This window comes from Orlajensenia leifsoniae (assembly GCF_004570845.1).
Taxonomy (GTDB): domain Bacteria; phylum Actinomycetota; class Actinomycetes; order Actinomycetales; family Microbacteriaceae; genus Orlajensenia; species Orlajensenia leifsoniae.
The window spans coordinates 672,274-686,159 of the sequence record NZ_SPQZ01000002.1; the positions used below are offsets into that span (position 1 = coordinate 672,274).

The 13,886-nt window shown below is 69.2% G+C and carries 9 protein-coding genes; 3 read left to right on the top strand and 6 right to left on the bottom strand.

The features are described 5' to 3' along the window. Nucleotides 1–47: 47 nt before the first annotated feature. The 6 genes from E4M00_RS07235 to E4M00_RS07260 all read right to left on the bottom strand — a co-directional run bounded on the left by E4M00_RS07235 (nucleotide 48) and on the right by E4M00_RS07260 (nucleotide 6,916). On the bottom strand, nucleotides 48–1,496 hold the full coding sequence (locus E4M00_RS07235) for a sensor histidine kinase (RefSeq protein ID WP_135119766.1): 1,449 nt from the start codon (nucleotides 1,494–1,496) through the stop codon (nucleotides 48–50). Then, complete coding sequence (locus E4M00_RS07240) at nucleotides 1,486–3,060, bottom strand: multicopper oxidase family protein (RefSeq protein ID WP_135119768.1); 1,575 nt, start codon at nucleotides 3,058–3,060, stop codon at nucleotides 1,486–1,488. Before E4M00_RS07240 ends, E4M00_RS07235 begins: the two co-directional genes overlap by 11 nt. Nucleotides 3,061–3,224: 164 nt before the next feature. Then, nucleotides 3,225–4,709 (bottom strand): amidohydrolase, encoded by a 1,485-nt coding sequence (locus tag E4M00_RS07245; protein WP_135119770.1) that lies wholly within the window; start codon nucleotides 4,707–4,709, stop codon nucleotides 3,225–3,227. Continuing rightward, nucleotides 4,706–5,338 carry an FMN-binding negative transcriptional regulator gene (locus E4M00_RS07250; protein ID WP_135119771.1) on the bottom strand — a complete coding sequence of 211 codons (633 nt, stop codon included), beginning with the start codon at nucleotides 5,336–5,338 and terminating at the stop codon, nucleotides 4,706–4,708. The genes E4M00_RS07245 and E4M00_RS07250 overlap by 4 nt, the downstream gene beginning before the upstream one ends. Nucleotides 5,339–5,390: 52 nt before the next feature. Continuing rightward, a complete protein-coding gene (locus tag E4M00_RS07255) occupies nucleotides 5,391–6,365 on the bottom strand; it encodes an Fpg/Nei family DNA glycosylase (protein WP_135119773.1) in 975 nt (324 codons plus the stop codon). A 5-nt stretch (nucleotides 6,366–6,370) separates the two neighbouring features. Next, nucleotides 6,371–6,916, bottom strand: coding sequence for a ribose-5-phosphate isomerase (locus E4M00_RS07260; protein WP_135119774.1), 546 nt, complete (start codon nucleotides 6,914–6,916; stop codon nucleotides 6,371–6,373). 97 nt (nucleotides 6,917–7,013) lie between these two features. Here E4M00_RS07260 and E4M00_RS07265 point away from each other — a divergent pair, with 97 nt between their 5' ends. The 3 genes from E4M00_RS07265 to pepN (E4M00_RS07275) all read left to right on the top strand — a co-directional run bounded on the left by E4M00_RS07265 (nucleotide 7,014) and on the right by pepN (E4M00_RS07275) (nucleotide 13,883). Next, entirely contained in the window at nucleotides 7,014–8,498 is a 1,485-nt protein-coding gene (locus E4M00_RS07265; protein WP_135119776.1) for an SDR family NAD(P)-dependent oxidoreductase, read from the top strand. A gap of 128 nt (nucleotides 8,499–8,626) precedes the next feature. Further along, a complete protein-coding gene (gene pepN, locus E4M00_RS07270) occupies nucleotides 8,627–11,200 on the top strand; it encodes an aminopeptidase N (RefSeq protein ID WP_135119778.1) in 2,574 nt (857 codons plus the stop codon). Nucleotides 11,201–11,294: 94 nt separating this feature from the next. Then, nucleotides 11,295–13,883 (top strand): aminopeptidase N, encoded by a 2,589-nt coding sequence (pepN, locus tag E4M00_RS07275; protein WP_135119780.1) that lies wholly within the window; start codon nucleotides 11,295–11,297, stop codon nucleotides 13,881–13,883. The last annotated feature ends 3 nt before the right edge of the window (nucleotides 13,884–13,886 follow it).

Genomic DNA, 13,886 nt, shown 5'->3' on the forward strand with positions numbered 1-13,886 from the left:
GGAGGGGAACGGATGCAGCAGATGCGGTGTCAGGCGTCGTCACCGTCTCAGGATAGGGCGGCGCCCTCCCCGGGCAGGGGGATGTGGGCTCCGATGGTCGTTGGTCCGCCCACAGGGCTGTCGATGACGAGCACGCCGCGGAGGCCGGTCAGGCGCTCCTCCAGTCCGCTCAGTCCGTGCCCGTCGACGGTCGCCGCTCCCCCGATGCCGTCGTCGATGACCCAGAGGTCGAGCCACTGCGGGACGGAGGCCGCGGCCGCTGCGACGGAGCCCGCGCCGCTGTCGGCATCCGTCACCGAATCGCCGCGAGTGGAGATCACCAGGCGGATGCTCGTGGCGCCGGCGTGCTTGACCGCGTTGGTCACCAACTCGGCCGCCACGAAGTAGGCGCTGCGCTCGATCTCGCCGGGCAGCCGCAGCTCGGTGCCGAGCGTCGATTCGAGACGCACCGGAACGGGGCTCCGGGTCGCGAGCGAGTCGAGGGCGCTCACCAGGCCGCGATCCTGCAGGATCGGCGGCGCGAAGCCCCGCGAGAGGGCCCGAAGCTCCTCGAGCGTGTCGTGGGCCTGCAGGCGGGCCTCGGCGAGCAGGGTCTTCGCCGCCTCGGGGTCGGTGTCGAGGCGACGCTCGGCCGCCGCCAGGTCCATCTGCAGCCGCACGAGCCGCTGCTGCGGACCGTCGTGGATGTCGCGCTCCAGGCGACGCAGCGACCTGTCCTCGGCGGCCACGGCCGCCCCGCGGGATGCGCTCAGGTCGGCGACCTCGCGGCGCAGCTCCTCGGAGCGCCAGCCGCCCAGCAGGCCTCGGGCGACGCCCTGGTGCATGAGCGTGAGCGAGCGGGTGACGAACGGCAGGGTGATGAGGAACAGGACCCCGAGGATGAACTCGAACACGATCTCGCCGGCCATGCTGTCGAACTGCCACGTGTTGCCGGGGAACATCCAGTCGAGGACGACGTCGTGAACCCAGAACTCGCGATCGCCCATCGGGATGTAGCGTGCCCAGATCCAGAACGAGATCCCGCCGAGGCCGATAGAGACCCAGACGACGGTGACGGTCCAGCTGACGATGCTGATGATGGGCGAGATGATCATGGTGTGCAGCAGGTACAGCCAATAATGGCCGTCGGCGACAGGGCCGAAGATGAAGGTCCCCCAGAATCCGGCACCATCGGTGCGTGGCCGCCAGAGCGGCTGCCTGATGGCCGGGCGACCCGACCACCGAAGGCGCACGAGCTCGAGAACGCCGAAGCCGCGGCTGACGTAGAGACTCGCGATCACGATGAAGATGCCGAAGACGAGCACGAGCGAGCCGATGCCGGTCCAGAACAGTGGCGCCACGATCGAGAGTCCGATGATGGCGATCGGCATCGTGAGCAGGAGGAACCCGAGCTCCTGCGGCACGCGTCGCCAGAGGGAGCCGTAGCCCGCCCAGCGCGACGGGCGCGCTGAGGGTGTCGGTGTGGCGACTGCTGTCGCTGCGGTGTCAGTGCTCATGGTGTGTGTTCTCTCCTGGTGTCATTGTGGCGTGCTGACCGGGCTTCACGACCACGAACTGGCCCATCATCCCGAGGTCCTCGTGCCACAGCAGGTGGCAGTGGTACATGAACGGATGCTCCGCCGAGGCGTAGTCGTCGAATCGCATGACGAGCTCGAACCGGCGCTGCGGTGGCAGGTAGATGGTGTCCTTCCAGCCGCCGAGCTCGGGTGGCGGTGGAGATCCGTCGATGGACGCGATCTGGAACTGCACGTCGTGGATGTGGAAGTTGTGCGGCCGGTCCATGTCGTTGACGACGTTCCAGACCTCCGTGTCGCCGAGGGTCACGACCTGGTCGATGCGGTTCATGTCCATCGACTCGCCGTTGATGGCGTAGCCGTCGAGTTCGAGTTCCCGGGTGGTTGCGGCATCCGTCGGATCGAGTCTCTCGATGCTCGTGAGGGTCGTGGGTACGGATGCCGCGGACTCGAGCGTCGTTGCGGCCCGCAGTTCGAGCACATCGAACTTGTCGGCTCCGCCGTTCCGCGCGCCGCCGTCTCCATCGACGCCCAGGTCGGGCTCCACCGACCGCAGCACCGTCGTCTCGCCCGGTACCAGGCGCACGACGATCTCGGCGCGTTCACCCGGCGAGAGGCGCAGGTGCTCGAGCGGGACCGGTTGCTCGAGGAGGCCGCCGTCGGAGGCGACGAGGTCGAAGCCGCGATCGTCGCTGAACCCGAAGGAGTACGTGCGTGCCGTCGAGGCGTTGAGCAGTCGCAGCCGCACGAGCTCCGTCGACACGTCGAGGTAGGGGCCTGCGGTGCCGTTCACCAGGATCTCGTCGCCCAGAGCGCCGACGAAACCCATGTTCGTGCCCTTCAGCTCACCCGTGCTGTTGAACTGGGCGTCCTGCACGATGAGCGGGAGGTCGTCGACGCCGTATTCCTGAGGCAGGGGCAGGGCGTCCTCCTCGGGATCCTGCACGTAGAACAGTCCGGCGAGGCCGTGTCGCACGTGCTCCTCCGTCTCGCCGTGCGGATGCGGGTGGTACCAGAGGGTGGCTGCCGGCTGGTCGATGGTCCAGCTCGGCGACCAGTCGCCTCCGGGCTCGATCATCTGGTGCGGCCCGCCGTCCATCTCCGCCGGCAGGTGCATGCCGTGCCAGTGCACGCTCGTGGGCTCGGCCAGCTCGTTGTCGATGTCGACGCGCACCCTCTCGCCGCGGTGGGCCACGAGTGTCGGTCCGAGATAGGTGCCGTTGAATCCCCAGGTGGGCGTCGTGACCCCGGGGTGGAACTCGGTGCTTCCCGACTGGGCGGTGAGCTCGAAGACGCGCGTGCCGTCGGCGTCGACCGTGGACGGAGCCAGCGGCGGAATGGCGAGAGGGGTGGTGAAGTCGACGGCGCCCACGGTGTCGACCCGGCCACCGTCGAGCAGTCCGGGGATCATCGAGCACCCGGCGAGCACGCCGACAGTGCCGAGGAGGACGGCGGCGGATGCGGCCACGGCGACGACCGCGCGGGGACGGCGGAGGCGCTGACGACGGCGTGCGGTGTTCGGCGGGTTCGTGGTGCGCTCTGGCATGCCTCCAGCCTCGCGAGCCGGCGCTGCCGCGCCCATCCGGTCGGCATCCGGACTCGGGGTGGGGTTATCCCCTCCTCCGTTCACAGGATGAGGCCGCCGATGACGTTTGTCAGGGGCAGATCCTCGGCCCTGTCCTGTAAACGGGCGCTGCTCGGGGCGGGCGCTCAGAGCTCGCGGTGGGTGAAGCGACCGGCGAGGAGGGTGGCGGCCACGGGGAGCGTGCGGAGGTCGTCGACGGATGCCGTGGTCGGGTCGGCGTCGACGATCACGAGGTCGGCGGGCTGGCCCACCTCGACGGTGCTGCGCGTCGAGGCCGCGACAGCCTCGGCCACGGTGATCGACTGCTCCGGGTGCCACGGCTCGCGCCCGTCGCGGGAGCGACCGACGGCTGCGGCGATAGTCACCCACGGATCGAGAGGAGCGACAGGCGCGTCGGAGCCGAGCGCGAGGGTGGCGCCGGAATCGAGCAGGCTGCGCAGCATGAAGGCGCGACCGGTGCGTCCGGCCCAATAGCGCTCCGCCACGTCGCGATCGTCCATCGCGTGCTCGGGTTGCACGCTCGCCGTGATCCCGAGGGGTGCGAAGCGGGCGACATCCGTCGTGCTCAACAGCTGGGCGTGCTCGATCGAGCCGGTGACGCCGACGGTCTCGAGGGCGTCGAGCGCGAGCGCGTTGGCGTGGTCTCCGATGGCGTGCACGGCGGGTCGCAGCCCCGCGTCGCGGGCGGTCTCGAGCAGCGGCACGAGCTCCTCGGGCGCGACCGTGAGCAGCCCGAGGGCGTCGTCGCCGTCGAGCCCCGGGTAGGGATCGAAGCAGTACGCCGTGCGGGTGTTGAGGGAACCGTCGGTGATGACCTTGAACGGACCGACCCGCAGCAGCCCGTCGCTGTCCGGCACGACGTCGCCGGTGCGCAGTCCCGCGGCCGCTGCGTCGCCCAGGTGCTGGCGATACACGCCGAACTCCACCCGCAGGCCCGTGAGCCCGCCCGCGATGCGCCGCACCCAGACGTCGCGGTTCCAGGTCATCTCGAGGTCGACGATGCCGACGACGCCCCGTCGGGCGGCCGCGGCCGCCGCGTCCCGAGCCCAGCCGTCGAGCACGTCGTCGGCCACGTCGTCGAGCGCGCGCACGACGGCGAAGGCGTCGTCCTCGCGCAGCAGCCCCGTGGGGTGGCCATCGAAGCCGTGCATCAGGAGTGCTGCGGAATCGAGCCAGACGCTGTGCAGGTCACCGCTGACGAGCACCACCGGTACGGATGCCGCCACGGCATCGAGCAGCGCGGCCGTCGGCGGCTCGGGCCACAGCCCGTCACGGAAGCCGAAGCCCACGACCTCCGTCGCCCCGGCGGCGATGCGCTCGCCGACGAGCGACGCCACTTCGTCGGCGGATGCGGCGGTGGACAGGTCGAGGCGACGGGAGGTGAGAGCCCACTGGGTGAAGTGCACGTGGTTGTCCCAGAGGCCGGGGAGGACGACCCGGCCGTCGAGCTCGACGCGGTCGGCGGCATCCGTCACCTCGGCGTCCGTCACCCCGGCATCCGTGACCGCTGAACCCGCGGGCACGATGGCGACGATCGCGCCCTGCTCGACCATGATGTCGACGGCGGTCTCGGTTCCGATGATGCGACCGCCGGCGAGCACGAGGGTCATACGGTCTCCCCGCGGGCGCGGCGCATCTCACGGGCGAGCTCCCGGCTGGTGTACACCGAGCCGGTCTCGAGCTCGTCGATGATGCGGTCGACGGTGGCGGCCGGGCGGTTCTGGCTCATCTTGTCCTTCGCGACGAACCGGTCGACCTTCATACGGAAGCCGACGGTGCCGACGACGATGCGCTCGGCGTACGCCGTGTTCTCGAGAGTTCTGTTCATGCGGAACGGCTCGGGCATCCGATCCTCGAAGTGGTCGACGAGCCGCTCGAGCACCTGCAGGTTCTCGGCGTCCGAGAGGATCTCCGGTGTGCCGTACAGGTGCGCGACCACGAAGTTCCAGGTCGGAACCGCAGGTCCCCCGTCGTACCACCCCGGCGAGATGTAGCCGTGCGGGCCCTGCACGACGATGAGCACCTCGTGGCGACCGAGCTCGTGCAGCAGCTCGTCGGGACGCCCGACATGGCTCTCGATGACGATGCCGTCGAGGTCGTCGCGCAGCACGATCGGGTAGTGCGATGCGACGAGTTCCCCGGCATCCGTTCGAGAGATGATCGTGACCCACGGGTTCTCGCGGATGAGTCGTTTGACGCCCTCGTCGCTCGCCAGAACGAAGCTGGGGTTCTGTCTCATGCTGGTCCTCCGTCGACGGTCACGCCTGGTCCGTGTGAACGCTCAGCGATGCTCAGGCCTGGCATCGGGGGCACCAGTACAGCTTGCGGGCGCCCATCTCCTCGAGCACGATGTTCGTTCCGCACACGCGGCACGGCAGCCCCTCACGCTTGTACACCCAGTGCCTGTCGGCGCGGTTGGCCATGGCATTGCGGTAGGAGACTCCGTCGAGGCCGTCCATGGTCATCATCTGGCCGGTCTCGACTCCGATGCGCAGCAGGTGCACCCAGTCACGCCAGAGGCCGCGCACGGTCTCCTCGGGCACGAGCCTGCCCGGCGTGTGCGGGTTCACCCGCGCTCGGAACAGCATCTCGGCTCGGTAGACGTTGCCGATTCCGCTCACCACCGACTGGTCCATGAGCAGCAGCGCGATGGGCGTCGGCTTCCGGCGCACCGTGGCGGTGAACCGCTCCTCCGACTCGACCTCGTCGTCGTTGAGCGGGTCGGGGCCGAGCCTGCCGATCACCTCGGCCACGCGGGCCGCGTCGATGACCTCGCAGGCCGTCGGTCCGCGCAGGTCGGCGCAGACGGTGTCGGTCAGCAGACGAGCCCGCACCTGTCCGACCGGCTCCGGCGGGAACGTGTCGGTGAGCTCGCCCGGCTTCTCCGACTCCGACATGCGCACCCGGCTGCGACGTGGAGCGCCGATCGAGTGCAGAGAGTTCTCGCCGGCGGAATCGAGGATCGTGCCGCGCTGATTGGTCTGCCCCATGCGACCGTTCGCAGATGCGATGGTCGCGTCGAGCTGGATCTCGCCGGCGAAGTCCCACGCCCCGTACATCCCGAGGTGCACGCGCAGCCAGAGACCGTTGTCGAACTCGAGGAACATCTGCTTGCCCACGGCACGGGCGTCGACCATGGTGCGTCCGCTGATCAGGGCGGCATCCGCGGCGAAACGCCCCTGCGGACTCGAGACCGCGACCTGCTTGCCGAGGTAGTTGCGGGCGAACTGCCGCGTGATGCGATGGACGGAATGGCCCTCGGGCATCGGCGCTACGCCCTGAGGCCAGGGGTGTCGACGTCAGCGTGGACGTCGGCCGAGGCGTCGTTCTGCGCAGACACGTACTTGCCGGCGATCACCCCGGTCGCCTCGAACTCGGCCAGCTGCGCGATACGTCGCGCGTGGCGCTCCTCGCCCGTGAACGGCTCGGCGATGAAGGCGTCGATGAAGCTCGTCGCCTCCTCGACGGTGTGCTGGCGCGCTCCGATGGAGATGACGTTGGCATCGTTGTGCTGGCGTGCGAGCACGGCGGTGCTGAGGTTCCAGACCAGAGCGGCACGGATGCCGGCGACCTTGTTCGCCGCGATCTGCTCGCCGTTGCCCGACCCGCCGAAGACCACGCCGAGAGTCTCGATGCCGGCCCGCTGGTCACGGGAGACGGCGATGGCGGCGTTGATGCAGAACGACGGGTAGTCATCGAGCGCGTCGTAGCTCGTCGGGCCGTGGTCGACGACCTCGTGGCCGGCCGCCGTGAGATGGGACTGGAGGTGCTCGCTGAAGTCCAGACCGGCGTGATCGGTGGCGATGTGGATGCGCATGGCATCCAGTGTATTGACGCGGGAACCCGCATGACGCCGCGGGCGTGCTCGGGGCGCGCGCAGCATTCTCCCGGTTGCCGCGGGATAGAATCCCCGGATGCCCTCCGACCCCTCGTTCCCTGATTCCGCGCCGCAGATCGACCCGGCGGAACTCGAGACGACCCTCCGCGTTCTCGCCGCCCTCAGCGACCTCGACGAGAACGATCCCGACTTCGACACCGTGCGCCGCGCGACGGCCAAGATGTTCAAGTCGGTGAAGGTGACCCGCCGAGCGGAGAAGCGCCGCGTCATCGCCGACGCCGACCGCCAGGTCATCGCGGCGACCGCGACGGGCGCCCCCACCCGGATCGACGACGAGACCCGGGGAGCCGATCTGGTCAGCGGAACCGACGCCCGCACCGCCGGCGAACTCCAGGTCGCGCGCCCCTGCTACATCTGCAAGGAGCGGTACACCCTCGTCGACTCCTTCTACCACCAGCTCTGCCCGAGCTGCGCGGCGATGAGCCACGCCAAGCGCGACGCTCGCACCGACCTCACCGGCAAGCGCGCTCTGCTCACCGGTGGTCGGGCGAAGATCGGCATGTACATCGCACTGCGCCTGCTGCGCGACGGCGCCCACACCACGATCACGACGCGCTTCCCGCGCGACGCCGCCCGACGCTTCGCCGCCATGCCCGACTCCCCCGACTGGCTGCACCGCGTACGCATCGTCGGCATCGACCTGCGCGACCCCGCCCAGGTCATCGCGCTCGCCGATGATGTGGCCGCGCAGGGTCCCCTCGACATCCTCATCAACAACGCCGCCCAGACGGTGCGTCGCTCCCCCGGCGCGTACTCGCCCCTGGTCGACGCCGAGGCCTCGCCGCTCCCCGACGGCCCACTGCCCGAGATCGTGAGCTTCGGCCACACGAACGACGCGCATCCGCTCGCCCTCGCCGATTCCGTGGCGAGTCATCCGATCCTCTCCTCGGGCCTGTTCGCCGGAACCATGACGGCCGACGACCTCACCGCACTGGCGCTCGCGCCGGGCTCCAGTTCCCTCGCGAAGCTCGCCGACCGCACGGCCATCGACGCCGGCGGACTCGTGCCCGACCTGCACCACACCAACAGCTGGGTGGCGAACGTCGAAGACGTCGACCCGCTCGAGATGCTCGAGGTGCAGCTCTGCAACACCACGGCCCCCTTCATCCTGGTGAGCCGGCTGCGGCCGTCGCTCGCCGCGAGCGAGGCCAGGCGCACCTACATCGTGAACGTGTCTGCGATGGAGGGCGTCTTCGGTCGCGGGTACAAGGGTCCCGGGCATCCGCACACCAACATGGCCAAAGCAGCCCTCAACATGCTCACCCGCACCAGCGCCAAGGAGATGCTCTCCGACGGCATCCTCATGACCAGCGTCGACACCGGGTGGATCACGGACGAGCGGCCGCATCCGACCAAGGTCCGGCTCGCCGAGGAGGGCTTCCACGCCCCGCTCGACCTGGTCGACGGCGCTGCCCGCGTCTACGACCCGATCGTGCGCGGCGAGGCCGGCGAGGACGTCACCGGCGTGTTCCTCAAGGACTACAAGCGCTCCGACTGGTGAGTCGAGGAGCCTGAACGGTCACCGCATCCGGTGCAGCAGGTGACCGCATCCGCGGCGCTGGTGATTAGGCTGGATGCTCGGACACGATCCGATCCATCCACTCCCCTCACACGCCGCAGGAGGCACCGTTGCCCGGAGAGAACCTCACCCGTATCGAAGCCGAGGAACGCGCCGGCATCGTCGCCGTGGACAGCTACGACGTCACCCTCGATCTGACGACGGGCGATGAGACGTTCCGCAGCGAGACGACTGTGCGCTTCAGCGCGACCGAGGGCGCATCCACCTTCATCGACGCCATCACGCGCACGGTGCACTCCGTCACGCTCAACGGCACCGCCCTGGACCCCGCCACCGTCAGCGACGGTGTGCGCATCCAGCTCGACGGCCTCGCGGCCGAGAACGAGCTCACCGTCGTAGCCGACGCCATCTACACGAACACCGGCGAGGGCCTGCATCGCTTCGTCGACCCCGTCGACGGCGAGGTCTACCTCTACAGCCAGTTCGAGGTCCCCGACTCGCGCCGCATGTTCGCGGTGTTCGAGCAGCCCGACCTCAAGGCCACCTTCCGCTTCACCGTCACGGCGCCGGCCCACTGGGAGGTCGTGTCGAACTCCCCGACACCCGAACCGACGGCGGCATCGGCTGAGGCGTCTGGCGACGCATCGGGCGAAGCCAAGACGTGGGCATTCGAGCCGACCCACCGCATCTCGAGCTACATCACCGCCCTCGTCGCCGGCCCGTACTCCGTGGTGCGAAGCGAGCTCACCAGCCGCGACGGCCGCACCATCCCGCTCGGCATCTTCAGCCGCAAGAGCCTGGCCGAGTACCTCGACGCCGACTACATCTTCGAGAAGACCCGTCAGGGCTTCGCCTACTTCGAGGAGAAGTTCGACTACGCGTACCCGTTCACGAAGTACGACCAGCTCTTCGTGCCCGAGTTCAACGCCGGTGCCATGGAGAACGCCGGCGCCGTGACGTTCACCGAGGTCTACGTGTTCAGGTCGAAGGTGACGGATGCCATCAAGGAGCGTCGCGTCGTCACCATCCTGCACGAGCTCGCCCACATGTGGTTCGGCGACCTCGTCACCATGAAGTGGTGGAACGACCTCTGGCTGAACGAATCGTTCGCCGAGTGGGCATCGACCATCGCCACAGCCGAGGCCACCGAGTGGCACGAGGCCTGGACCACCTTCAACTCCATGGAGAAGAGCTGGGCCTACCGTCAGGACCAGCTGCCGTCGACCCACCCGATCGTCGCCACCATCAACGACCTCGAGGACGTGCTGGTCAACTTCGACGGCATCACCTACGCCAAGGGCGGATCGGTGCTCAAGCAGCTCGTCGCCTGGGTGGGCATCGACGCCTTCTTCACCGGAGTCGCGGCCTACTTCAAGAAGCACCAGTGGGGCAACACCACCCTCGCCGACCTCCTGTCCGAGCTCGAGGCCGCCAGCGGTCGCGACCTGTCCGGCTGGGCGAAGCTGTGGCTCGAGACCGCCGGCGTCAACACGCTTCGTGCCGACATCGAGACGGATGCCGCCGGCACCATCACGGCGTTCGCCGTCGAGCAGACGGCCGTCGAGGCCTACCCGACCATCCGCCCGCACCGCCTCGCCATCGGCTTCTACTCGCTCCAGGACGAGAAGCTGGTGCGCACCCACCGCGTCGAGCTCGACGTCGACGGGCCCCGCACCGACGTCGCCGAGCTGGTCGGGCTCACCCGCCCCGATCTGGTGCTGCTCAACGACGACGACCTCGCCTACGCCAAGATCCGTCTCGACGAGGCGTCGCTCGCCGTCGCCCTCGAGCACCTGCACGCCTTCGAGAACCCGCTGGCGCGCTCGCTGGTCTGGGCCTCGGTCTGGGATGCCACCCGCGACGCCGAGGTGTCGGCGAGCGACTTCGTGCGTCTCGTGCTCGGCAACATCGCCTCGGAGACCGAGTCGACGACGCTGCGCATCGTGCTCGGCCAGGCCGTGCTCGCCGCCTCTGCCTACACCGACCCGAGCCACCGCCCCGAGACCGTCACCGCCCTCGCCGACACCTTCTGGTCGCTGGCGCAGCAGGCGGAGGCCGGAAGCGATGCGCAGTTCCAGTTCGTGAAGTACTTCGCCTCGATCGCCGAGTCGTCGTCGTACGTCGGCGAGCTCGAGTCGCTGTTCACCGGCGAATCCACGCTCGAGGGTCTCGACATCGACACCGACCTGGGCTGGGAGCTGCTGATCGCACTCGTGGCGGCAGGCCGGGCGGACGAGAGCGACATCGACGCCCGCCTCGCGGAGGACAACACGGCGACGGGCGCCCAGTCGGCCGCCCACGCCCGGGCCGCGATCCCCACGGCCGAGGCCAAGCAGGCCGCGTGGAACTCCCTGGTCGAGGCGGACACCGCGCCCAACACCATCGTGCGCACCACGGGGCTCGGCTTCCAGCGCGCTGACGACACCAGCCTGCTCGAGCGATTCGTGCCGCAGTACTTCGAGATGATCGGCCGTGTCTGGGAGGAGCGCAGCTATGCGATCGCCGAGTTGCTCGTCGAGGGGCTCTATCCCACCGCGCTCGCGAACCAGGAGCTCGTCGACGCGACGCGCGCGTGGCTCGACGCGAATCCCGGGGTGCCGGCGCTGCGCCGCCTGGTGATCGAGAACCTCGCCGCGGTCGAGCGCGCTCTGGCCGCCCAGGCTCGCGACGCCCTCACCGACTGATCACCCTCACGGGCCGATCACGGCCGGCTGCGATGCCGGTCGATCGGAACACCATCCACCACACCACCAGCACCACACCGACGGAGGCACGCCCTTGCCCGCTGCGAACCTGACCCGCACCGAAGCCGAGGAGCGAGCCTCCGTCGTGCGTGTGCACGACTACACGGTCGCGCTCGACCTGACCCGCGGGCCGGAGGTGTTCGGCAGCGAGACGCACGTGCGCTTCGACGCCACGCCGGGGGCGTCGACCTTCATCGAGGCGTCGACCCGGGTCATCCACGCGATCGAGCTCAACGGCGTCGCCCTGCCCGTCGAGCTGGGCGATGGAACCCGCATCCGTCTGGAGAATCTGCAGGCCGAGAACGTGCTGCGCGTGGTGTCGGATGCCGCATACACGAACACCGGCGAAGGCCTGCATCGCTTCGTCGATCCCGTCGACGACGCCGTGTACCTCTACACGGAGTTCGCCGTGGCCGAGGCGAACCGGGTCTTCGCCGTCTTCGACCAGCCCGACCTCAAGGCCACGTTCCAGTTCACCATCACGGCTCCCGACGACTGGCAGGTGTTGAGCAACGCGCCGACGCCGCTGCCGGATGCCGGAGTCGCCGACGGCACCGCCGTCTGGGAGTTCCCGGCCGGCCCCGTCATCTCGAGCTACATCGCCGCGATCATCGCCGGGCCCTACTCGGTGTGGCGCGACGTCGCCGAACTCCCCGACGGCCGGAGCATCCCGCTCGGGCTGTTCACCCGTGCCTCCCTCGCGCAGTACGCTGATCCCGCAGTGATGTTCGACACCGTGCGCGTCGGCCTCGACTACTACGAGCGCAGCTACGGTGTCGAGTACCCCTACGACAAGTACGACCAGATCTTCGTGCCCGAGTACAACTGGGGCGCCATGGAGAACGTGGGCGCGGTCACCTTCAACGAGTCGTACCTGTTCCGGTCGAAGGTCTCGGAGCACCGTCGGCAGCAGCGGACCGTCGTGATCCTGCACGAGCTCTCTCACATGTGGTTTGGCAACTCCGTGACCATGAAGTGGTGGAACGACCTCTGGCTGAACGAGTCGTTCGCCACCTGGACCAGCACCATCGCAGCGGCATCCGTCACGGAATTCACCGATGCCTGGGCCACCTTCACGTCTGTCGACAAGACCCGCGCGGCCATGCAGGACCAGCTCCCGTCGACGCACCCGATCGTCGCCACCATCAATGACCTCGAGGACGTCGAAGTCAACTTCGACGGCATCACCTACGACAAGGGCGCGTCAGTGCTCAAGCAGCTCGTGGCGTGGGTGGGTCTCGACGAGTTCTATGCCGGAATCGGCATGTACCTGCGCAAGCACGGCGGCGGCAACGCCACACTCCGCGACCTGCTCGACGAGCTCGAGGTCTCGAGCGGGCGCGAGCTCACGGACTGGTCGAGGCTGTGGCTCGAGACCGCGGGCGTCAACACGCTGCGGGCCGAGTTCGAGACCGACGCCGACGGTCGGTTCACGGCGTTCGCCATCGCCCAGACCGCCACTGCCGAACACCCGACGCTGCGGCCCCACCGCCTCGCCATCGGTCTCTACGACCTCGACGCTGATGGAGCGCTCGTGCGGACGCACCGAGTGGAGGTCGACATCGACGGCGCCAGCACCGACGTGCCCGAGCTCGTCGGGGTGACCCGCGGCGCCCTGGTGCTCATCAACGACGACGACCTCAGCTACGCCAAGATCCGTCTCGACGACGACTCGCTGGGCACGGCCATCGACCACCTCTGCGATCTCCAGGATCCCGTGGCCCGCGCGCTCATCTGGGGCGCTGTCTGGGACACGACCCGTGACGGTGAGACGCCCGCCGGTGACTTCGTGCGACTCGTCCTCGGCAACATCTCCCACGAGGACCAGTCGTCGGCTCGCGGCACGGCGCTGTCGCAGCTGGAGCTCGCCCTGGCACGGTACATCGAGCCGGCTGCGGCCGAGCAGGTGGCCGCGGACTGCGGTGACGCCCTGTGGGCCCTCACCGTGTTGGCGGACGCCGGGTCCGATGCGCAGCTCCAGTTCGTGACGAGCTTCATTCGAATCGCCTCGACGGCCCCGCACCTCGACATCCTCGCCAGCCTTCTCGACGGGTCCGTCGCGCTCGAGGGCCTGACGATCGACACCGACCTGCGCTGGGAGCTCGTGATCGCATTGGCCGCCGGAGGTGCGGCGACGGATGCCGACATCGACCACGCGCTCGCCTCCGACGACACCGCCAAGGGCCGGCAGTTCGCCGCCACCGCCCGCGCCGCGCGACCCGATGCCGAGGGCAAGCTCGCCGCCTGGACCCGCGTCGCCACGGACGCGAGCCTCTCCAACGACATGGCGCGCGCCATCGCCACGGGGTGGGGGCGAGCCCACCCGGCATCGCTGCTCGAGCAGAGCGTCGAGCCGTATTTCGAGATGCTCCAGCGTGTGTGGGCGGAGCGCAGCTACACGATGGCCGAACTCATCGTCGTGCGGCTGTTCCCGTCGGCCCTCGTCACGCCCGAGCTCGCCGCGGCCGCCCACGCCTGGCTCGCCGAGAACGACGCTCCGCCCGCCCTCGTGCGCCGCATCCGCGAGCTGGTGTCGGAGCTCGAGCGTGCCCTCACCGCCCAGCGCACCGATGCCGCCGCACGTTCAGAGGACGCCCAGATCAGCGCGTCCGACGCTCGTTAGACT